Origin of the sequence: Streptomyces sp. G45, from assembly GCF_049542095.1 — a bacterium.
Classification (GTDB): Bacteria; Actinomycetota; Actinomycetes; order Streptomycetales; family Streptomycetaceae; genus Streptomyces.
In genome coordinates this window covers 7296209-7318670 of record NZ_JBMUZU010000001.1, presented here as the reverse complement: position 1 = coordinate 7318670, position 22462 = coordinate 7296209, and the positions used below count along the sequence as shown (strand labels likewise).

Annotated in this window: 8 protein-coding genes and 3 pseudogenes; 6 read left to right on the top strand and 5 right to left on the bottom strand. The window is 75.0% G+C overall.

Annotated elements, in window-relative coordinates:
* Positions 1 to 27: 27 nt before the first annotated feature.
* The 3 genes and pseudogenes from ACOBQU_RS31015 (at position 28) to ACOBQU_RS31005 (ending at position 12259) form a co-directional block, all read left to right on the top strand.
* Complete coding sequence (locus ACOBQU_RS31015; RefSeq protein WP_423631634.1) at positions 28 to 1413, top strand: MFS transporter; 1386 nt, start codon at positions 28 to 30, stop codon at positions 1411 to 1413.
* Positions 1410 to 4691 (top strand): type I polyketide synthase, encoded by a 3282-nt coding sequence (locus ACOBQU_RS31010; RefSeq protein ID WP_423631632.1) that lies wholly within the window; start codon positions 1410 to 1412, stop codon positions 4689 to 4691. Before ACOBQU_RS31015 ends, ACOBQU_RS31010 begins: the two co-directional genes overlap by 4 nt.
* Positions 4688 to 12259, top strand: a pseudogene (locus ACOBQU_RS31005) (MupA/Atu3671 family FMN-dependent luciferase-like monooxygenase). The gene ACOBQU_RS31010 and the pseudogene ACOBQU_RS31005 overlap by 4 nt, the downstream one beginning before the upstream one ends.
* 139 nt (positions 12260 to 12398) lie before the next feature.
* Here ACOBQU_RS31005 and ACOBQU_RS31000 read toward each other — a convergent pair.
* The 4 genes and pseudogenes from ACOBQU_RS31000 to ACOBQU_RS30985 form a co-directional block, all read right to left on the bottom strand.
* A complete protein-coding gene (locus ACOBQU_RS31000; protein WP_423631630.1) occupies positions 12399 to 13640 on the bottom strand; it encodes an MFS transporter in 1242 nt (413 codons plus the stop codon).
* A gap of 6 nt (positions 13641 to 13646) precedes the next feature.
* Positions 13647 to 15073 (bottom strand): annotated as a pseudogene (locus tag ACOBQU_RS30995) (CitMHS family transporter).
* A 120-nt stretch (positions 15074 to 15193) separates the two neighbouring features.
* The gene (locus ACOBQU_RS30990) at positions 15194 to 17452 is read right to left on the bottom strand and encodes a molybdopterin oxidoreductase family protein (RefSeq protein ID WP_423631628.1); all 2259 of its coding nucleotides are present in this window, start codon (positions 17450 to 17452) and stop codon (positions 15194 to 15196) included.
* Between the two features lie 88 nt (positions 17453 to 17540).
* Positions 17541 to 18203, bottom strand: a complete 663-nt coding sequence (locus ACOBQU_RS30985) for a TetR/AcrR family transcriptional regulator (RefSeq protein WP_423631626.1) — start codon at positions 18201 to 18203, stop codon at positions 17541 to 17543.
* A 125-nt stretch (positions 18204 to 18328) separates the two neighbouring features.
* Here ACOBQU_RS30985 and hmgA point away from each other — a divergent pair, with 125 nt between their 5' ends.
* From hmgA to ACOBQU_RS30970, 3 genes and pseudogenes are all read left to right on the top strand, one after another.
* Entirely contained in the window at positions 18329 to 19654 is a 1326-nt protein-coding gene (gene hmgA / locus ACOBQU_RS30980; protein WP_423631624.1) for a homogentisate 1,2-dioxygenase, read from the top strand.
* Between the two features lie 52 nt (positions 19655 to 19706).
* Positions 19707 to 20456: a GntR family transcriptional regulator gene (locus ACOBQU_RS30975; protein WP_423631622.1), complete on the top strand. Its 750-nt coding sequence runs from the start codon at positions 19707 to 19709 to the stop codon at positions 20454 to 20456.
* A gap of 65 nt (positions 20457 to 20521) precedes the next feature.
* Positions 20522 to 21714, top strand: a pseudogene (locus tag ACOBQU_RS30970) (type ISP restriction/modification enzyme).
* A gap of 373 nt (positions 21715 to 22087) precedes the next feature.
* Here ACOBQU_RS30970 and ACOBQU_RS30965 read toward each other — a convergent pair.
* The gene (locus ACOBQU_RS30965; RefSeq protein WP_423631620.1) at positions 22088 to 22357 is read right to left on the bottom strand and encodes a hypothetical protein; all 270 of its coding nucleotides are present in this window, start codon (positions 22355 to 22357) and stop codon (positions 22088 to 22090) included.
* Between the last annotated feature and the right edge of the window lie 105 nt (positions 22358 to 22462).

Sequence of the window (22462 nt, the reverse complement as noted above, 5' to 3'; positions counted from 1 at the left end):
ACTCATCCGTGGACACAGGGGGAGCCCTTGCGGCACTTTCGACTGCTGGTCGTGGGCAACGGCGTCTCGGCGTACGGCAGTTACCTGAACATGGTGGCGCTGAACGTCTTCATCTACCAGGAGACCGACAGCGCGCTCGCCGCCGGGCTCTTCATGGCCGTACGACTGCTCGTCAGCGTCGTCTCCGGGGTGGTCAGCGGGCGCCTGGTGACGGCCTACGACCGCAAGAGGCTGATGGTCGGCGCCGACCTCACCCAGTGCCTGGCCCTGGTGGCGCTCCTGGTCGCGCCCGACGGCGCGCGCGTGGGCCTGCTGTACGCCCTGGCGGTGGTGACCGGCTCCTGCTCGACGCTCTCCAGCGTGGCCCTGCGCAGCAGCGTCCCCGAGATCGTCGGCCCCGATCTGCGGACGCGGGCCAACGCGCTGCTCGCGACCGGGCGTTCACTCGCGATGATCACCGGTTTCGCCTCGGCGGGCGTGGTCGTCGCGCAGCTCGGCTACACCGCCGCGCTCGCCCTGGACGCCGCGACGTTCGTGGTCTCCGCGAGCGTGCTGTTCTCGCTGCCGATCCGTACGCGGGCCGAGACGGAACCCCCGGCGCAGGAGACGGCGGAGGCCGGTGCCACGGGGCCGTCCAAGGCCGCCGCGCGCGCCCGCGCCGCCTCCCTGGTGCTGCTGCGCGCCACGCCCGTGCTCGCCGTGATGATCCTGGTCCGGGCCGTCGACGGCCTCGGCTCCTCGTCGCACAACGTCGCCCTGCCGGTGTACTCGCACGACCTCGACCCGGACCATCCGGCGACGTTCGTCAGCCAGTTCTGGGCGACCTGGGCGATCGGCAACATCCTGGCGCAGCAGGCGTGCTCCCGGTGGAGCGGGCGCAAGGGGCGGCACGGGCCCGGCGAGCGGGCGTTCGCGATCGGGTCGATGGTGATGTCGGCCGCGTTCATCGTGGTGTTCACGGGCCTGCCGACGCCGCTGGCCGTCGTGGCCGCGCTGGTGGCGGGCATGGCGGACGGGCTCACCGAGATCGCGTACGTCTCCCGCCTCCAGGCGGCGCCCGACGAGCAGCGCGGCCGTCTCTTCGGGCTCTCCGCGTCGGCCGAGAACACCGGGTTCGGCCTTGGGATGCTGGTGAGCGGCGCGCTTCTGGACGTGTTCAGTCCGCTCCAGGTCACGGGGATGCTGCACGGCCTCGCCATCGCGCTGTGCGCGGCACTGCTCGTGGTGATGGTGCGGCAGGCCCGGGGCGCTCCGGGCGCCGGGCCGCCCGCGCCCGCCGAGACGCCCGCCGCCGCGCCGGACGCGGACCCGGCTTCCGTATCCGGTTCCGCCTCCGCCTCCGGTTCCGCCTCCGCTCCGGCTGACGAGCCGCCGCCCCCGTCCGCCTCCCCCACCGCCCAGGAGAGCCGATGACCGCCGTCCCCAGCGCCGCCGTCGCCGTCGTCGGCCTGTCCTTCCGGCTGCCCGGCGCGGACACCCCGGAGGAGTTCTGGGACACCATCCGCACCGGAGCCTGCCGCATCCGCCGCTTCACCGACGCCGAACTGGCCGCCGCGGGCTACCCCGAGGAGCGGCGCCGGGCGCCCGGTTTCCTCGGGGCGAGCGGCGTGCTCGACGGCATCACGGGCTTCGACGCGGCCTTCTTCGGGATGAGCGCCCGCGAGGCCCAGCTCACCGACCCGCAGCAGCGGCTGTTCCTGGAGTGCGTCTACCACGCCCTGGAGGACGCCGGGTACGCGAGCCGCGCGGACTCCCCGGGCGGCGGGCAGGACGTCGGCGTCTACGCCAGCACCGGCTACCACCTGTACTGCCTCCAGACGTACCTCCAGAACAACGTCCTGCACACCGACTTCGCCACGGACTGGGCCAGCGCCCTCCAGGTGTCCATCGGCGGCTTCACCGACTTCTCGGCGACCCGCGTCGCCTACCGCCTGGGCCTGACCGGGCCCGCGCTCAACGTGCAGACCGCCTGCTCCAGCTCCCTGACGGCCGTGCAGCTCGCCGCACAGGCCGTCGCGCACGGCGAGTGCTCCCTCGCCGTCGCCGGGGCCACCGCCGTGCACGTGCCGCAGGTGGTCGGCTACGACTACGTGAAGGGCTCCATCCTCTCCAAGTCCGGGCGCATCCGGCCCTTCGACGCCGCCGCCGACGGCACGGTCGGCGGCACCGGCGTCGCGGCCGTCGTACTCAAGCGCCTCGACCGGGCCCTCGCGGACGGCGACCACATCCACGGCGTGCTGCGCGGCTGGGGCGTCAACAACGACGGCGCGGGCAAGCGCACCTACACCGCGCCCAGCGCCGACGGCCAGCGCCAGGCCATCCGGCGCGCCCTGGACCGCGCGGGCGTCTCCGCGGACACCGTCGGCTACCTGGAGGCGCACGGCACCGGCACCTTCAAGGGCGACCCCATCGAGCTGGCCGGGGCCACCGCCGCGTTCCGCGCGGACAGCGAGCGGCGCGGCTACTGCGCCCTCGGCTCGGTGAAGGCCAACATCGGCCACCTCGACGTGTGTTCGGGCCTGGCGAGCCTGATCAAGGCGCTGCTCGTGCTGCGGCACGGCGTCATCCCGCCCATGGCGGGCTTCGAACGGCCCAACCCGGCGCTCGACCTGGCGTCCGGCCCGTTCTACGTGCCCGACTCGGCGCGCCCCTGGCCCGAGGGGGACACCCCGCGCCGGGCCGGGGTCAGCTCGTTCGGCGTCGGCGGCACCAACGTGCACGTCGTCCTGGAGCAGGCGCCCGAGCCCACGCCCCGGCCCGCCGACGCCCCGCCGCCCCCGGACGTCCTGCTGGTGTCCGGGCACACCGGGGCGGCGCTCGCCGCCAACGCCCGCGCCCTGCGCGACCACCTGCGCGAGCGCCCCGGCACCCACCTGGGCGACCTGGTCACCACGGCGGCCGTCGGGCGCGCGCACGGCCGCCACCGGATCGCGCTGCGCGGCGCCAGCGTGGCGGCGCTCACGGACGCCCTGGACACCTGGCTGGCCGACGGGGAGCCGACCGAGGAGACGGGCCCCCCGGGCGCCGCCTTCCTCTTCACCGGGCAGGGCAGCGCGTTCCGGGGCATGGCGCGGCCCCTGTACGACCGCTTCCCCGTCGTACGCGACGTCGTGGACGCCTGCGCCCGCCAGCACCGCGCCCTCACCGGCGATGACCGGCTGCTGCCGTGGCTGCTGGAGGCGGGGGCCGCCGACGCGGACGAGGTGTGGCCCACCGCGCTGGCGCAGCCGGGGCTGTTCGCCGTGCAGTGCGCGCTGGTGGAGCTGTGGCGCGAGGCGGGCGTCACGCCGGGCGCGGTGGCCGGGCACAGCGTCGGCGAGTACGCCGCCCTGTACGCGGCCGGGGCGCTGTCCCTGGAGGACGGGCTGGCCCTGACCGCCGAGCGCGGCCGCCTGATGGACCGGCACTGCGCCCCGGGCGCGATGGCCGCCGTGCGGGCGACGCAGGAGCAGGCGCGGGAGCTGGACGCCGAGGTGCCGGGCGTGGAGCTGGCCGCGTCCAACGCGGCCGACCAGCAGGTCCTGGCGGGCCCCGCGGACGCCGTGGCGAAGCTGACGGAGCTGCTCGCGGGACGCGGCCTGAAGGTGCGGGCGCTGCCGGTGCGGCACGCGTTCCACACGGCGCTGATGGAGCCGGTGCTCGACGCGCTGCGCGAGCACGCCGGACGGCTGCCGTCGACGGCGACCGGCGTGCCGTTCGTGAGCGGCCTGGACGGGGCGACCCGGGCTCCCGGCTGGCGGCTCGACGCCGACTACGTCGCCCGGCAGGCGCGCGAGCCGGTGCGCTTCACCGGCGTACTCGACGAACTCGGCGCCAGGGCAGGCGAGTTCGGCGTCGGCTCCCTGGTGGAGATCGGCCCGCAGGCGACGCTCAGCGGGCTCGCCCGGCGCCGCCTGCCCGCGCTCCCGGCGCACCCGACGCTGCGGCGCGGCGCGGGCCTGGCTCCGCTGTGGGGCGCGGCGGCGGGCCTGCACCGGGCGGGGGCGCCCGTCGACTGGCGGACCTTCATGGGCCGGGCGGGGCGGAGGATCCCGCTGCCCGGCTATCGATTCCAGCACAGGCACTACTGGACAGGTCCGGAGAACCACCTTCTCCGGACGGCGGAACCGGCAAGGGATGGGACGGACGTGGCACAGGACGAGGCAGCGGCGGTCGACCGGGTTCTCCGGCACGTCATCAAGGTGATCGCGGAACACCTCAGCTACGACACGAGCGAGATAGCCCCCGACGCTTCCTTCTTCGACCTCGGCGCGGACTCGCTCCAGATGATCGGCGCGCTGCGCGAGCTGGAGGACGAGCACCGCGTGAAGGTGTCGATGCGGGAGCTGTTCGAGGAGGCGGGCACGGCGCGGGAGCTGGCGCGGACCATCGTCCGCAAGGCGGCCGCCGCCGAGCGTCCGGGCACCGAGTCCGCACCGGCCCCGGCGGAGCCCGCGTACGAAGCCCCGGCGCCGGTCGCGTACGAAGCCCCGCCCGCGCCCGAGCCGGTCGCGCCGGTCGCCCCCGTGGTGCCCGAGCCCCGGCCCGCCGCGGCTCCGGTGGAGCCCTCCGCGTACGCCACGCGCGAGGAGGTCGCCGAACTGGCCCGGCAGATCCGGGAGCTGTCGCGGATGCAGCTCCAGCTCATGGGGCAGCTGTCCGAACTGCTCGCCACGCGGGCGCCCGCCGTCAACGGGACGGTGGCCCCATGACCGGACTCGGCGAGGTCACCGCGGGCATAGACGAGGACCTGGCCGCGATGGCGGCCCTCTCGCGCCGCATAGCCGACCAGTTGGACGCGCCCCAAAGGGGCGCGGGAACGGCGCGACCAGCCCCAACGAACCCGCAGACGGCGCACCACCCACCCAGGCAGACGCGACCCGAAGGGGCGCGGGGAACGGCGCGCCCAGCCCCCACGCACCCGCGGACGGCGAACAGCCCGCCGGGGCAGACGCTCCCCCGGCCAAGGTCACCCAGCACGGTCCCCGCATGACCGTGCCCCGCACCTCCGGCATGGTCCGCGGCGGCGCCCCCGCCTCCCAGCGGGCCCACCTGGACGACCTGGTGGCCCGCTACACCGCGAAGACGCCGACGTCCAAGGAGATCGCCCAGCGCTACCGGCGGGTCCTCGCCGACAGCCGGGCCGCGGTCGGCTTCCGCAGCGGCACCAAGGAGATGCTGTACCCGATCGCGGGGCGGCGGGCGCGGGGCTCCTGGCTCGAGGACGTCGACGGCAACCGCTATGTCGACATCACCATGGGCTTCGGGGTGCTGCTCTTCGGGCACGAGCCGGACTTCGTCACCCAGGCGGTGCGCGAGCACCTGTCGCGCGGCATCCAGCTCGGCCCGCGCACCGTGGAGACCGGCGAGGCCGCCGAGCTGCTCGCGGAGCTGACCGGCATGGAGCGGGTCGCCTTCGCGAACTCCGGCACCGAGGCGAACTCCGCCGCGATCCGCCTCGCCCGCGCCGCCACCGGCCGCCGCCGCATCGTCACCTTCGAGGGCGCCTACCACGGCCACGCCGACAACGTCCTCGGCCGCTCCCCCGGCCGCGACGGCTCCGCCACGGTGCCGATGTCCGCGGGCATCCCGGCGGGCGCCGTCGCCGACCTCCTGGTGCTGCCCTACGGCAGCGAGGAGAGCCTCGCGGTCATCGAGCGGCAGGCCGCCGACATCGCGGCGGTCGTGGTGGAGCCGGTGCAGAGCCGCCATCCGTCGCTGCGCCCCGCCGCGTTCGTGCGCAGGCTGCGCGAGCTGACGCGGCGCCACGGCATCGTCCTGTTCTTCGACGAGATGCTCACCGGCTTCCGCCCCGCGCCGCGCGGCGCGCAGGAGCTGTACGGCGTCACCCCCGACCTCGCCACCTACGGCAAGCTCCTCGGCGGCGGCTTCCCCATCGGCGCCATCGCGGGCCGCGCCGACATCCTCGACGGCGTCGACGGCGGCTTCTGGCGGTACGGGGACGACAGCTACCCGCGGGCCGACACCACCTTTTTCGGCGGTACGTACATCCAGCACCCGGTGTCGATGGTCGCGGCCCGCGCCGTGCTGACCCATCTGAAGGAGCACAGCCCCCGCCTCCAGGAGCGGCTGAACGCGCGCACCGACGCGCTCGCCGCCGACCTCAACGCGTTCTTCGAGGACGAGGGGTTCGCCCTGCGGATGAGCCACTTCGGTTCCATGTTCCGCTTCGACCACCGCGCGGACATGGAGCTGCTCTACCACCACCTGATGCTGCGCGGCGTGCTCGTGTGGGAGTGGCGCAACTTCTTCCTGTCGACCGCGCACTCCGACGACGACTGCGCGTTCGTCGCGGACGCCGTGCGCGGATCGCTGCGGGAGCTGCGGGACGCCGGGTTCTTCCGGGACCCGGCGCGGCCCGCGAAGGCGGCGCGGCCCGCCGCCGCGCGCACCGAAGCCAAGACCGAAGCCGCGGCCAGGGCCGAGCCCGCGCTGCCGCAACCCATCCCCTTGAACGGCGCCGCCGTCTCCCCCGCCCGCCCGGCGGCGGTCGCCACGCCCCGCGCGGAGGCCGCCGAGACCCCGCGCCCGGTCCGCGCCCCGGACTTCGGCGTGTACTTCTTCGGCGACTACCCGCAGGACGACGACGCGGCCGGGGACCCGGGCAAGTACGACCTGCTCCTGGAGACCGCCCGGTTCGCCGACCGCCACGGCTTCTCCTCGCTGTGGGTGCCCGAGCGGCACTTCCACTCCTTCGGCGGCCTCTTCCCCAACCCGGCCGTGCTGACGGCGGCGCTGGCGCGCGAGACGGAGCGCATCCGGCTCAACGCGGGCTCCGTGGTGCTGCCGCTGCACGACCCGATCCGGGTCGCCGAGGAGTGGTCGATGGTCGACAACCTCTCCGGCGGCCGCGTCGGCATCGGCTGCGCCAGCGGCTGGAACGCCAACGACTTCGTCTTCTTCCCCGAGCGGTTCGGCCCCCACAAGGAGGCCATGTACGAGCAGTTGGCGCAGGTACGGGCGCTGTGGCGCGGCGAGGCGGTGCGGCGCAGGACCGGTGAGGGCACCGAGCGCGACATCCGGCTCTTCCCCGGCCCGTGCAGGCCGCGCCGCCGATGTACACGGCCGTCGTCGGCAACCCCGCGTCGTACGAGCTGGCCGCCCGGCACGACCTGGGCATCGTCACCAACCTGATGGCGCAGACCGTCGAGCAGCTGGCGGAGAACGTCGACCGCTACCGCCGCGAGCGCGCCCGGCACGGCCTGGACCCGGACGCGGGCCGCGTGGCGGTGCTGCTGCACACGTACCTCGCCGACGACCACGACGCGGCGCGCGCCGAGGCCCGCGACCCGCTGGCGCGGTACATGCGGGCCTCGCTGTCCCTGTTCGAGACCGTCGCCAACAGCCTGGGCCACAAGGTCGACATGGCGTCGCTGAGCGAGGACGACCTGGACGTGGTGTTCCGGCGCGCCTACGACCGCTACTGCGACCAGCGGGCGCTGATCGGCAGCCCCGAGTCCGTGGCGCCGGTGGTGGACGCGGTGGGCGCCGCCGGGGCCGACGAGGTCCTGGCGCTCGTCGACTTCGGGGTGCCGCCGGACGCGCTGCGGGCGGGCCTGACGCACCTGGAGGCGCTGCGGCGCGACTACCGGCCGGGCCGCGCCGGGTCCGCGCGGACGCCGCTGGCGGACACGACGCCGGTCAGCGAGCCCGCGCCCGCCCGGGAGCCCGCGCCCTTCCGGGAGCCCGCACCCGTCCACGAGCCCACGCCCGCCCGGGAGCCCGCGCCCGTCGCCGAGGCCGACCGCGGCGCGCCCCTGTCCCCCGGCCAGGAGCGCATCTGGTTCCTGGAGCGGATGCTGCCCGGCCGCACCGCCTACAACGAGACGAAGGCCGTCGCGCTCGACGGGCCCCTCGACGTGGCGGCCCTGCGCGGCGCCCTGGACGACCTCGTCGCACGGCATCCGATGCTGCGCACCGTCTTCCGCGAAGTGGGCGGCGGGCCCCGGCAGTTCACGCTGGCGCCGGGCGCCGCGGACTTCGCCGTCGTCGACGCGGCCCCGGGCGGCGGCGATCCGGTGGCCGCCGCCCTGAAGGAGGGCAGCGAGCGCCGCTTCGACCTCGCGCGGGGGCCGCTGTTCGTGGCGCGCCTGGTGCGGCTCGGGGCCGAGCGGCACGTGCTCGTGCTGTCCCTGCACCACATCGTGATGGACGCGGCGTCGGCCGCCGTGCTCGCCCGCGACGTGTCCGCGTGCTACCGCGCCCGCACCACCGGCACCCGCGCCGAGCTGCCGCCGCTGCCCCGCTCCTACGCCGACCACGCCCGCGCCCAGCTCGCCGCCCTCGACGGCGACAAGGCGGCGGCCGACCTGGCGTACTGGACGAAGGCCCTCGACGGCGAGCTGCCCGTCCTCGCGCTGCCCACCGACCGGCCCAGGCCCGCCGTGATGACCTCGAACGGGCGCGCCCTGTTCCGCACCCTGGGGCGCGAACTCTCCGAGCGGCTGCGGGCGTTCAGCCGGGAGCGGCGCGGCACCCTGTTCATGACCCTGCTCGCCGGGTACGCGACCGCCCTGCACCGGGTCACCGGGCAGGACGACCTGGTCATCGGCACCCCGATGTCCGACCGGCCGCGCGGCTACGAGGACGTGATCGGCCTGTTCGTGAACACCCTCGCGCTGCGCCTGGACCTGTCGGGGCCGTCCGGGCCCCCGGACTTCGCGGCGCTGCTGGACCAGGTGCGCGAGGTGGCCCTGGACGCCTACGACCACGCCGACGTGCCGTTCGAGGCGGTGGTGCGGGAGCTGGCGCCGCCGCGCTCCCTGGACCGCACGCCGGTCTTCCAGACGCTCGCCGAGTTCGAGACCGGCGACCCGTTCCGCTTCGACCTGCCGGGGGTGCGCGCGACACCGCTCGACTCGGGGCCCGACAAGGCCCTGACGGACCTCTGCGTGTACTTCACCGACCAGCCGGACGGTGTCCGCTGCCATCTGGAGTACAACACCGACCTGTTCGACGAGGCGACGGTGGACGCGCTCTTCGGGACGCTGCGGGACGTGCTCGCCGAGGCCGTGGGGCACCCGGCCGCCGACGCGTCCGCACCGGAGGGCTGGCGGCGCGGCCCGGTGAAGGAGCGCTCGCGCAGCACCGTCGACGCGCTGGTCTCGCGGTGGGCGGTCAGCGCCCCGGACCGGACCGCCGTGGAGTGCGGTGCTACGACCCTGTCCTACCGGGAGCTGGACGAGCGGGCCGAACGCCTCTCCCGCGCCCTGCGCGCCCACGGAAGCGCCCACGACGGCACCCACGACGGCACGCGTGACGGCGGCGCCGACGACGCGCCCGTGGCCCTCTGGCTGCCCCGCGGCACCGACCTGATCGTGGCCATGCTCGCGGCCCTCAAGGCGGGCCTCGGCTATGTGCCGTTGGACCCCGGCCTCGGCCGGGCCCGGGGCGAGGCGGTGCTCGGGCAGTGCGGGGCGCGCGTCCTGGTGACCGGTGCGGCCGGGGGCGCCCTGGCGGTGCCGGACGGCGTGACCGTCCTCGGCGTCGACGCCGAGGTCCCGGACCGGCCGGGTACGGCGCCGCGCCCGAACTCCCCGTCGTCGCTGTGCGCCGTGATCTACACCTCCGGCAGCACCGGCACCCCGAAGGGCGTGGCGATCGCGCACCGGTCGGTCGTGGACCTGTGCCAGTGGCACCACGAGCGCTTCGGCTTCTCGGCAGACGACCGCGCCGCCGCCGTGTGCAGCCAGGGCTTCGACGCGGCGCTCCTGGAGGTCTGGCCCGCCCTAGCGGCGGGCGCCACGGTCGTCGTGGCCGACGAGGCCCGCGACGGCCGCGACGCTGACGTGCGCCGCGACCCGGCGGCGCTGGCCCGCTGGTACCGCGAGCACCGGATCACCTTCTCGATCCTGCCGACGGCCCTGGGCGAGGCGGTCCTCGCGCTGCCCGGCGAGCAGCAGCCGCCGCTGCGGCACCTGCTGCTCGGCGGCGACGTGCTGCGCACCCGGCCGCGCCCCGGCGTGCCCTACGAGACGGTGAACGTGTACGGGCCCACGGAGACGACGGTCCTGTGCACGGCCGCGACCGTGGCGCCGGAGCGCGACGGCGAGGCGGCCCCGATCCCGATCGGGCGCCCCGTGGACAACGTCGCGCTGCGCGTCCTGACGGCCGCGGGCGCCGAGGCCGGGGTCGGCGAGGTGGGCGAGCTGTATGTGGCGGGGCCCGGTGTGGCCCTCGGCTACCTGGGGCGCCCCGACCTGACGGCGGAGCGGTTCGTCGCCGGACCCGAGGGCGACGGCACCCGCTGGTACCGCACCGGCGACCGGGTGTCCCGGACGGCGGACGGGGCCCTGGAGTTCCACGGCCGGGCCGACGACCAGGTGAAGATACGGGGCTTCAGGGTCGAGCCCGAGGAGGTCACGCGCGCCCTCACCGCGCTGCCGGAGGTCCGCGCGGCCGTGGCCCTCGGCCGCCGGGACCGCCGCGGCGACGCCTACCTCGCCGCGTACGTCGTCCCCGCCCAGGCCCCGTCGGACGAGCGGGAGTTCGCGCGGGCGCTGACCCGGGCCCTGGCCGCGCGGCTGCCGGACCACCTGGTGCCGCACGCCTGGGCGGTGCTGCCCCGGCTGCCGCTGTCCACCAACGGCAAGGTGGACCGCTCGGCGCTGCCGGACGCGTCCCTGGTGACGGCGACGGCCGCGCCGACGGGGCACCCGCGTCCGCCCCTGCCAAGGCGGCCCCGGTCGACGTCGAGGAGCGGCTGCGGCGGCTGTGGGCCGAGGAGTTCGACACCGCCGCGGACGCGCTCGGCGCCGACGTGTCGTTCTACGACCTCGGCGGCCACTCGATCACGGCCATCCGGCTCGCCAACGCCGTACGCGAGGAGTTCGGCGTCGACTACCCCGTCGCCCACCTCTACCAGGAGCCGACGCTGCGCGCGATGGCGGCCTTTCTGGAGGCCCACCAGGGGACGGGGCGGCGCCCGGAGGCGGTGGCGACGGCGGCGGGCCGGGCGCCCGCGACGAAGCAGCAGTCCATGTTCCTCACCCGGCACGGCACCCACCCCCGGCCGGAGATCTTCAACGTGGCGATGCGCCTGACCCTCACCGGCGACCTGGACGTGCCCGCGCTGCGCACGGCCGTGTCCGGCCTGGTCGCCCGGCACGAGGCGCTGCGCACCCGCTTCACGCACGAGGACGACGCGTGGTGGCAGGAGCCGCTGGACCCGCGCCCGGTGGACCTGCCGGTGGAGGACCTGCGGGAGCGGTGCGGCTCGCCCGAGCGGGCCGCGGCTAAGGCGGCGCGCATCACGGCCGGGGACGCGAGCACCCCCTTCCGCCTGGATGGTGAACTCGCCCCGTGCTGGCGCCTGTTGCGCACCGCCGACGACCGCTGGGTGCTGATGCTCGTGCTGCACCACGCGGTGTGCGACGGCTGGTCGGTGAGCCTGCTGCTGCGCGAGCTGGCCGCCCTGTACCGGGCCGCGGCCACCGGGGAGCCGCACGGCCTGTCCGAGGACGTGCCGCAGCCCCGCGCGTACGCCCACTGGCAGCGCGAGCACGCCAAGCCGCGGGGGCCGCTGCTCGACTACTGGGCGCGCGAGCTGGACGGCGCCTTCTTCGGGCCGGTGCTGCCGGTGGACCGGCCGCGCCCGCAGGACCTGAGCGGCGAGGGCGACGTGGTGGTGTTCACGATTCCGGCGGCCGTGCGGGCGGACGTGGAGGCGCTGGCCCGGCTGCGCCGCACCACGCCGTACGCGGTGACCGCCGCCGCCCTCGGGAAGCTGGTCGGCGACCTGTCGGGCGAGCGGGACGTCCTGCTCGCCGTCGCGTACGCCAACCGGGAGCTGCGCGCCTTCGAGTCGCTGGTCGCCGCCACCGTCTCCAACTTCACGCTGCGGGTGCGCGGCGACCGCGCCGAGTCGTTCACCGCGCTCGTGGACCAGGTGGCCCGCTCCTCCGCGTCGGCCATCGAGCACGTGTCCCCGCTGCGCGACCTCGTGCCGGAACTCGCCGAGCGGGTGGGCGCGGAGATCCCCGACCGGGTGCCGCTGGCGTTCCAGTACCAGAACTCCCTGGACACGGAGATCACCCTGCCCGGCCTCACCACCGCCGTGGAGGACATCCCCATCCCCGCCGCCCGCGTCGAGTTCAGCCTGGGCCTGATCCCCAGCGGCGACCTGCTGGCGGGCTATGTGGAGTTCTCCGGCGACGTGTGGGACCGCGAGACGATCGAGTCGTGGACGAGGAGGTACGTGGACCTGTTGGCACGGGAAACACGCGACAGCCTGGCGCCATCAAGCCCGTCCGGCGTTTGAGGACGAGCGCGCAGCGCGACGATTCAGCCCGTCCGGCGTTTGAGGACGAGCCGCGCAGCGGCAATGCAGGGCGGGGGTGCCAGGGGGCGCAGCCCCCTGGTTCCGGGAAAGGGGCGGGCCTGGGGCGCACCCGCGAGGGTCACCCCACCCGCACCCCCAGCCCCGCCGCCACCCCCAGCAGCACCCCCAGCGTCAGGAACGGCGCCCCCACCCCCGCGGCCCCGGCGACGAGCCCGGCCGCGGCGGGGGCGGCCACCTGCCCCAGCCGGTTGCCGGTGAGCCGCAGCGCGAGAGCCGTGGAGCGGGCAGCGGCGGGGGCCGCCTGGACGACGGTCGTCATGGACAGGGGCTGGCCGACGCCGAGGCAGAACCCGAGCAGGACGAGCGTGCAGGCCAGCGCCCACACGGGCAGCGGCAGCGCGACGGCGGCGCACAGCAGCCCGCCGAGCAGACAGGTCCCGACGATGAGCGCCCGGCGGCCGACGAGCCGGATCAGCGGTGTCATCACCAGGCGGCAGGCGATGGTGGCGCCCGCCCGCAGGCTGAGCAGCACGCCGATGACGGCGGGCGGGATGCCCCGGTGCTCGCCGACGACCGGCAGGTACGCGGTGAGGACGTCCGTGGCGGAGAGCACGGCGAGGCTGATGAGGATCCCGGCGGGGACGCCCCGGGTGCGCAGGATGCCGAGGACGGGAACCTTGTCCCCGGCTGCCGGGGGGTGCCCTCGCGCCTCGGCCCCGACCGCCGGGTGGGCCGGTGGCCGGTGCTCGACGCGCCACAGGGATGTGCACGCCGTCGCCGCCACGGCGGCCGAGACGACCAGGGCGAGCGCGCTGGTGCGGCCGGTGTCGCCGCCGATGACCGCCCCGGCGGCGAGCGGCCCCACGAGCTGGCCCAGGGACGCGCCGATGGTGAAGTGCCCGAAGTCGCGGTCCTGTTCGTCCGGAGCGGACTGGCGGGCGACGATCGACTGGGCGCCGATGACGAAGCACAGGTGCCCGAGGCCCATCACGCCGCTCCACGCGGCGAGCGCGCCGAGCGACCCGGCGGTGCCGCTGAGCGCGCAGCCGCCCGCGATGAGCGCGACGCCGACGGGCAGCAGGGGCGCGCACCGGCCGTGGTCGGTGCGGCGGCCGAGGGGCACGGCGGCGAACAGCGGAAGCAGCGCGTACACCCCGGCTATGACGCCGACGGCCCGTTCGTCGGCGCCGAGCGCGAGGGCCCGGTAGGAGACGGCGGGCCGCGCCATCGACACCGCCCCTTGCGCGAAGCCGAAGGCGATGACGAGGCGCAGCAGCCAGCCCCTGCCGGGCGGGGTGCTCTCCCGTGGGCCCCGGGGCGCCCCGTGGCGCGCCCGGGGGCCGTCGCAGCGGGCGGACATCCGGGGTCAGATGATCCCGAAGGCGATGCCGGACCCGAGGACCACGAGGGAGGTGAGCACCGCCCACTTTACGGTGAACCGGGTGTGGTCGCCGAACTCGACCTTGGCCATGCCGACGAGGACGTACACGGCGGGCACGAGCGGGCTGGACATGTGCAGGGCCTGTCCGGCGATGGAGGCGCGGGCGATCTCGATGGTGGACACGCCGTGGGCGTTGCCCGCTTCGGCGAGGACGGGCAGGACGCCGAAGTAGAAGCCGTCGTTGGACATGAAGTAGGTGAGCGGGATGGAGAGCAGGCCGGTGACCAGGCCCATCTGGCCGCCCATGCCGTCGGGGATGGCGTTCACGAGCCAGTCGGCCATGTGGTCGACCATGCCGGTGCCGGTGAGGACGCCGGTGAAGACGGCGGCGGCGAAGACCATGCCGGTGACGTTGAGGACGTTCTCGGCGTGGGCGGCGATGCGGGCCTTCTGGTCGGGCATGTGCGGGAAGTTGACGGTGAGGGCGAGGGCCGCGCCGAGCAGGAACAGGACCGGGATCGGCAGCCACTCCATGATCATGGCGGTGAGGAGGAGGACCGTCAGCGCCGCGTTGAACCAGTAGAGCCTGGGGCGCAGGGTGGGCCGGTCGGGGTCGAGGCCCTGGAAGCCGTCGTCGGGCTCCCCGGCCCCCTGGGATGCCCCGGCGGGTTCGGCGTCGGTGTCGGAGCCCGCTCCCCCGCGGTCTTCTTGGTCAGGGACGTACGTCCCTCAGCACCGTCACCGGCGCCCACGAGAACGGTCTCCTGCTCCCGCTCAAGTGCCTCGTCGAGGGAGAGCACCCCGAGCCGCCTGCGCTCGCGCAGGCCGAGCGCGTAGGCGAGGACGAAGACGGCGACCAGGCCCATGGCGAGGGCGGGGATCATCGGGACGAAGATGTCGGCGGCGTCGACCTTGAGCGCGGTGGCGGCGCGGGCCGTCGGGCCGCCCCACGGCAGGGTGTTCATCACGCCGTTGGCGGTGGCGGCGACGCCGGTCATCACGACGAGGCTCATCTTCAGGCGCTTGTACAGCGGGTACATCGCCGACACCGTGATCATGAAGGTGGTGGAGCCGTCGCCGTCGAGCGAGACGATCGCGGCGAGCACGGCGGTGCCGACGACGATCCGCATCGGGTCGGCCTTGCAGAACCGCAGGATGCCCCGCACGATCGGGTCGAAGAGGCCGACGTCGATCATCACGCCGAAGTACACGATGGCGAACATGAGCATCGCGGCCGTGGGCGCGAGGTTGCCGACGCCTTCGAGGACGTAGTCCCCGAAGTAGGCGGCCTTTCCGACGAAGACGCAGAACAACGCGGGGATGAGCACCAGCGCCGCGATCGGCGACATCTTCTTCATCATGATCAGCACCAGGAAGGTGGCGATCATGACGAATCCGAGGATGGTCAGCATGGGGGCTACCTAACGTTCACCATCGAACTCCACCAGGTCTGGCGGTGCGGATGACGGTAGGACCCGCCCGGAAGCGTTAACAAGGTGTTGACGTGCGAGCAATAAGCGCAAAACTCCAGGTCAAGAAGGTTCTGGTAGCGGGGTCACGGTCACGGGGAAGCCGTTGAGCACCGCCGTGCCGGACAGCGGGTCGAGGAGCGTGCCGTCCAGGAGCTGGTTGACGTTGGCGCCGGGGTCGGCGGCGGCGACGGTCAGGCGGGTGCCGGGCCGGTCGTGGCCCCAGCCGTGCGGCAGGCTGACCACGCCGGGGCGCACGGTGTCGGTGACCTCCACGGGCGCGGTGAGTTCGCCGCCGTCGGCGCCGACGCGGGCGGGGCGGCCGTCGCGCAGGCCGAGGCGGGCGGCGTCCTCGGGGTGGACCTGGAGGGTGCAGCGGTTGGAGCCGCCCACGAGGGCGGGGACGTTGTGCATCCAGCTGTTGTTGGAGCGCAGGTGGCGGCGGCCGACCAGGACCAGGGCGGCGGGGTCGGCGGACAGGGCGCGGGCCAGGCGCGGCAGGTCGTCGGCGATCGGGCGGGGCAGGAGTTCGATGCGGCCGCTGCGGGTCTTCAGGATGGCGGGGACGCGGGGGCGCAGCGGGCCGAGGTCGATGCCGTGGGGGTGGGCGAGCAGGCGGTCGAGGGTGAGTCCGTCGGGGTCGGCGCCGAAGCCGTCGCCGTAGGGGCCGAGGCGCAGCATCAGGTCGAGGCGCCGCTCGGGTCCGCTGTCGCCGGTGAGCCGGGCGGCCAGGTCCTTCGGGTCGCGGCCGTGCATGGGTGCGTGCGGGTCGGTGACGGCCTTGCGGAGGGTGTCGTCGATGACCAGGGCGTCGACGGCGGCCGGGTCGGTGGCGTCCGTGCCGCTGACGGCGAGGCCGATCCGGGCGAGGATCTCCGTCTCCGGCACCCGGCCCGGCTCCAGGGGCACGGCGGCGCGGGTGTAGCGGACCTGGTTGCGTACGGCCAGGGCGTTGAAGGCGAAGTCGAAGTGCGGGGTCTGGGCGGGCGGGGGCGGCGGCAGGATCACCTGGGCGTGGCGTGAGGTCTCGTTCAGGTACGGGTCGACGCTGACCATGAAGTCGAGGCCCGCGAGCGCCTTGTCGAGCCGGTCGCCGTCGGGCGCGGACAGGACGGGGTTGGCGGCGACGGCGATCAGGGCGCGGACGGGGCTGGCGCCGAGGCCGCCGTCGGCCGTGCGCGGCGGGGTGTCGATCTCCTCGGCGAGCGCGGCGAGCGGCAGTTCGCCCTTGGCCTCGGGGTGGCCGCTGACGCGGCTGTGCCAGCGGCCGAGCGCGAAGCCCCTGCCGGGGGCGGCGGGGCGCGGGGCGCGCCCGGTGGCGGAGAGCGGGAACAGGGCGCCGCCGGGCCGGTCGAGGTTGCCGGTGAGGACGTTGAGGACGTCGACGAGCCAGCAGGCGAGGGTGCCGAAGGCGACGGTGCTGGCGCCGACGCGTCCGTACACGGCGGCGGTGGGCGCGGCGGCGAGCTGGCGGGCGAGGTCGCGGATCGTGGCGGCGGGCACGTCGCAGGCGGGCGCGGCGGCTTCGGGCGTGAACGGGCGCAGCGCGTCGCCCAGTTCGGCGACGCCGTCGACGTGGCCGGTGAGCGCGCCGGGGTCGGTGAGGCCTTCCGCGAGCAGGACGTGGGCAAGGGCGGCGAGCAGCAGCGCGTCGGTGCCGGGCCGGATCGCCAGGTGCCGGTCGGCGAGACGGGCGGTGCGGGTGCGGCGGGGGTCGACGACGGTGAGCGTCCCGCCCCGGGCCCGCAGCGCCTTGAGCCTGCCGGGGAAGTCGGGGGCGGTGCACAGGCTGCCGTTGGAGTCCAGCGGGTTGGCGCCGAGCATCAGCAGGAAGTCGGTGCGGTCCAGGTCGGGTACGGGGATGGCGAGCGGGTCGCCGAACATCAGACCGCAGGAGACGTGCTTGGGCATCTGGTCGACGGTGCTCGCGGTGAACAGGCTGCGGGTGCCGAGCGCGCCGAGCAGCACCGGGATGTACAGGGAGCCCGCCATGGTGTGCACGTTGGGGTTGCCGAGGACGACGCCGACGGCGTGCGGCCCATGCGCTTCGGCGACGGGCCTGATCCCGGCGGCGACGGCGTCGAACGCCTCGTCCCAGGTCGCCTCGGTCAGGCGCCCGCCCCGGCGGACGAGCGGCGCGGTGAGCCGGTCGGGGTCGGCGTCGGCGTCGCCGAAGGCGGCGCCCTTGGGGCAGATGAAGCCCCGGCTGAACACATCGTCGCGGTCGCCGCGCGCGCCGGTGACGCGGGTGCCGTCGACGGTGAGGGTCAGTCCGCAGGTGGCTTCGCAGAGCGGGCAGATGCGCGGGGCGGTGCGGGGCATGAGCCCTCCCGGGGCGACGGCACGGCGGTGCGGTACGCCCTCAGCATACCGACCGGTATGGACTGTGCCAGGGGGTCGCGCGCCGGGGTCAGTCGAGGGTGCGCTCCAGGTAGGCGTGGAGCAGCACGCGGGTCTCGGCGATCAGCTCGGGGCTGCCCAACGGGTCGTCGCGGAAGGCGAGTTGGAGCAGCGCGTCGACGGCCTCGACGCTGACGAGCACGGCGCGGCGCAGGCGGGCGTCCGCCGGGCGGCCGAGGTGGCCGGCGAGCAGCCGGGCCACGCGGTCGGCGACCGTCGCGTTGGCGTCGGGCAGCACGCCGGGCGCCGCCGGGACGCCGAAGTCGACGCGGCCGAAGCCCGGCACGGTGCGCTTCATCAGCAGGTACTCGTCGAAGGCGGCGTCGGCCGCGCCCCGCAGGTCGCCGCGCGGGGTGTCGGCGAGGCGCGCGGCGACGCGGTGGGCGTACGCGTCGAGGTTGCGGTGGGCGAGCGCGTCGACCAGGGCGCGCTTGTTGCCGAAGAAGCGGTAGACGGAGCCGATGGGGACGCCCGCGCGGGCGGCGACGCCCCGGGTGGTCAGGCCGTCGTAGCCGACCTCGTCGAGCAGGGCGGCGCAGGCGTCGAGGATGCGGGACAGGCGCTCGGCGCTGCGGCGCTGGACGGGGGCGCGGCGCAGGGCGGCGCCGTCGGGCCCGGCGGGGCGGCCCGGGCCGTGGCCGCCGGGGTCGCGCGTGCGTGGTGCGTCCCGCATCCCGGGAGACTAGAGCACGGTTCGCATGTCATGGATCCCCCTTGCGCGAGGAAAGAGCGAATCCTACGGTGTTCCATAGGAATCAGGTGCCAGGGATCGCTGGCCCGGGAGTCGAGGGAGCTGTCATGAGCGGGGACCACCCCAGGGACGACGCGCGCAAGACCGCCGAGGGACTGAGCTACCTGTCCGGCTTCGGCAACGAGCACAGCTCGGAGGCGGTCCCCGGCGCCCTGCCGCAGGGCCGCAACTCGCCCCAGCGCGCCCCCCTCGGCCTGTACGCGGAGCAGCTGAGCGGCACGGCCTTCACGGAGCCGCGCGCCCACAACCGCCGCTCGTGGCTGTACCGGATCCGCCCGTCGGCCGCGCACCCGGCGTTCACCCGCATCGACAACGGCGCGATCCGCACGGCGCCCTTCACGGAGTCCGTCCCCGACCCCAACCGCCTGCGCTGGAACCCGCTGCCGGAGCCCGCCGAGGGCACCGACTGGCTGGCGGGCCTGTGGACCCTCGGCGGCAACGGCGACGCGACGCAGCGCACGGGCATGGCGGTGCACCTGTACCACGCCAACGCCTCCATGGACCGGGTGTTCTCCGACGCCGACGGCGAGCTGCTGATCGTCCCCGAGCGCGGCGGCCTGCTGCTGCGCACCGAGCTGGGCCTGCTGCACGCCGAGCCCGGCCACGTCGCGCTGATCCCGCGCGGCGTCCGCTTCCGCGTGGAGCTGCTCGACGAGACGGCCCGCGGGTACGTCTGCGAGAACTACGGCGCGGTCTTCCAGCTCCCCGACCTCGGCCCCATCGGCGCCAACGGCCTGGCGAACGCCCGGGACTTCCACGCCCCCGTGGCCGCGTACGAGGACGTCGAGGGCCCCGTAGAGGTGGTCAACAAGTTCTGCGGCAACCTGTGGTCGGCGACCTACGACCACTCGCCGCTGGACGTCGTCGCCTGGCACGGCAACCACGTCCCGTACGTGTACGACCTGCGCCGCTTCAACGTCATCGGCACGATCTCGTACGACCACCCGGACCCGTCCATCTTCACGGTGCTCACCTCGCCGTCGGACACCCCGGGCCTCGCGGGCGTCGACTTCGTGGTGTTCGCGCCGCGCTGGCTGGTCGGCGAGGACACGTTCCGGCCGCCGTACTTCCACCGGAACGTGATGAGCGAGTACATGGGCCTGATCGAGGGCGCCTACGACGCCAAGGCGGAGGGCTTCGTACCGGGCGGCGGCTCGCTGCACAACATGATGTCCGCGCACGGCCCCGACCGGGAGACCTTCGAGCGGGCCAGCGCCGCCGAGCTGCGGCCGCAGAAGATCGACGACGGCCTGGCGTTCATGTTCGAGACCCGCTGGCCGGTCACCGCCACGGAGCGGGCGGCGTCGGCGGACCACCTCCAGCGCGCCTACGACGACGTGTGGCAGGGTCTGGAGCGTCATTTCCGGCCGTAGTACCACCACTTCCGGCCGCTGTCCGCGTCGTGACGGAAGTACGGAGTTCCACGTGACCGCGTTCGCCCCGGACTCGATCGTTCTGAACCGCAAACTGCCGCTGTGGTACCAGGTGTCGCAGTCGCTGCGCGCCTCGATACTCGGCCGGGCGCCGGACGCCCCGCTGCGCCTGCCCACCGAGGAGCAGTTGGCGGGGCACTACGGGGTGAGCGTGCTCACCATGCGCCAGGCCCTGAAGGAGTTGGAGGCCGAGGGCCTGATCAGCCGCCACCGGCGGCGCGGCACGTTCATCGAGCCGACCGCGCAGCGCGGCTCGCCGGTGCGCCTGCTCGGCTCGGTCGACGCGATCGTGGCGCAGCAGTCCGGCATGGACACCAAGCTCCTCACCCACGGCCGGGAGCCGGTGCCCGCCGACCTCGCCGAGCACTTCCCCGACCTGACCGAGGTGGCCACCTACCACCGGCTGCGCAGCGACGCCACGACCGGCGAGCCCACCAACCACGCCCGCAACCACGTCCGGCCCGACCTCGCCGAGCGCGTCGACCCCGCCGACCTGGAGCGGTGGCCGATGACGAAGGTGCTGCGGGACGTGGTGGGCGTGGCCATCGCCCGCATCACCGACACGGTGGAGGCCCGGCTCGCCGACCCCGAGACCGCCCGCCTCCTCCAGGTCCCGCTGCTCAGCCCGATCCTGCACTACACGGGCATCACGTACGGCGCGGACGGCCGCGTCCTGGACGTGGCGCGGATCGAGTACCGGGGCGACCGGTTCTCGTTCACGGTCACGCTCGACGCCACGTGACGCCCCACCGGGCCGGGCGCCCGGGGCCTTCGCGCCTTGCTGACCGCCGCGCCCGGCGTCGTACGATGCCGGGCGTGACGCACGACCAAGCGCCGCCGCTCGCCGATCTGATGCCGTGGTCCGTCGCCCCGCTGCGCCCCGGGCGCACCTGGCCGATGGCCCCCGACGCGGCGTCCCTGAAGGCCCGTTGGGACGCCTTCGTCCGGGCCGACGCCGACGGCCGCGCGGCGCTCTTCGGGCCCACCCGGGCGCGCACCCTGCACACCGCGGTGGCCCAGCTGCCCGGCTTCGGCGGCGGCACGGTCCGCCTGGCCCGGGAGTCCGGGCCCTGCCCCGAGCCGGTGCGCGTGCTGCACGGCCCCTTCGACGAGCAGTGGCTGATACCGGACCACCGCCTCGTCGACCAGGCCCGCCCCGAGCTGTGGCGGGTCCTCGGCGAGGGCCAGCTCTTCCTCACCGAACAGGGCCACGTGCCCGACCCCGACGCCGGTCCCCCGGTCCTGGCGTCCGCGCTGCTGCCCGACGGCCGCTCCCCCGCCGGGCGCCCCGGCCGCGTCCGCCCCCTCTACCGCCGCCCCGGCCGCGCGGAGCCCAATCTGGCGCCGGGCCTGCTCGCGCACCTCACGCGGCGGTACGGGGCCGAGGTCACCCCCGAGGACTTCCTCGCCTGGACCCTGGTGGCCGCGCGGTCCGCCGCCACGGGGTGCGTGGTGCCGCTCACCTCGGACGCCGGGGTGTGGGAGCGGGGCGTGGAGCTGGGGCGGCGGGCGCTGCGGCTCCAGGCGCGGGTGGGCGGGGAGCGGCCGAAGCTGCCCGGCGGGCGGCGCCCCTATGTGCGCGCGCCGCTGCCCGCGCGGCCGTCCTCCCTCGCGTACGACGCCGAGGACGAGATGCTGCGGGTCGGCGAGGGCGGGGTGATCTCCCCGGTGCCGGTGGGGGCGTGGGACTTCCGGGTCAGCGGAGTGCGGGTCCTTCAGCTGTGGTTCGACCGCCGCGTGGCGCCCGCCGAGCCCGGCACCCTGGACGCGATCCGTCCCGCCGCCTGGCCCCAGCCCTGGACGTCCCAGCTCCTGGAGCTGATCACGGTCCTGGCCCTCCTGGCCGAACTCCCCCACTCCCCCTGGACACGGCCCCGCCCCTGACCGCCGCGGACCTCCACCGGGCGGGAGTCCTCCCCGTCCCCGCCACCACACGGCGACCCGCCTCGGTCCTCGACCACCACGAGGAGGGCCCGGAGGGCCAGTTCGCCCTCCTGTGAAACAGGACAGCACGCGAGAACCAGCCCGTCCGGCGAAGGACGAGCGCGCAGCGCGATAAGGCCACCCGCACGCAGAAAACGCACGCACGGACAGTCACGAAAGCCCGTCCGGCGATTGAGGACGAGCGCGCAGCGCGATGAAGCGACCCGTACGAAGAAGACGCACGCGCGGGCAGACACAAAGAGCCCGTCCGGCGATTGAGGACGAGCGCGCAGCGCGACACACGGCCACCCACCCAGCACGGGCCAGGGCAGGGGCGCACCGCAACACACCGTACGGAACGAGGGAGTTACCGCCACCCAGAGCCGGGAGGGGACGGCGGGGAAGCCCGGGGACACCCCGGGCCTCAGCCCAAGGCGCCCCCGCCAGAGATCAGTGGTTGCCGAACAGCGAGCGCCGCAGCCGACGCAGCGGCGCGAACAACGACACGCGGCCGACCCGCGCCCGCCTGCCGCCCCGCTCGTGCGCGGCGTCACGCGAGGTGAGCTCCCGCATCAGCAGCGTCGCCTCGGCCGACTCGCGCTGCGGGACGGCGGGGCCGCCCAGCACCGAGAGATGACGGTCGAGGCGAGAGCTGCTCGCGCCGCTCCCACAGGTGATCGCAGGGACCCGAGCCCTGCTGCGCACTGTTATCTGTTCCATGTCACTCCCCACCCGTACGAGGGCACCCGGCCCAGGGCAGGTTAACCCTATCGCCCCACCGTCACACCCGGGTATCCCGGTCCTGGGATTCACCTGTGACGCAAG

Coding starts and splice junctions, on each gene's coding strand:
- ACOBQU_RS31010 (WP_423631632.1), top strand. CDS start 1,410: ATGACCGCCGTCCCCAGCGCCGCCGTCGCCGTCGTCGGCCTGTCCTTC.
- ACOBQU_RS31000 (WP_423631630.1), bottom strand. CDS start 13,640: ATGTCCGCCCGCTGCGACGGCCCCCGGGCGCGCCACGGGGCGCCCCGG.
- ACOBQU_RS30990 (WP_423631628.1), bottom strand. CDS start 17,452: ATGCCCCGCACCGCCCCGCGCATCTGCCCGCTCTGCGAAGCCACCTGC.
- ACOBQU_RS30985 (WP_423631626.1), bottom strand. CDS start 18,203: ATGCGGGACGCACCACGCACGCGCGACCCCGGCGGCCACGGCCCGGGC.
- hmgA (WP_423631624.1), top strand. CDS start 18,329: ATGAGCGGGGACCACCCCAGGGACGACGCGCGCAAGACCGCCGAGGGA.
- ACOBQU_RS30965 (WP_423631620.1), bottom strand. CDS start 22,357: ATGGAACAGATAACAGTGCGCAGCAGGGCTCGGGTCCCTGCGATCACC.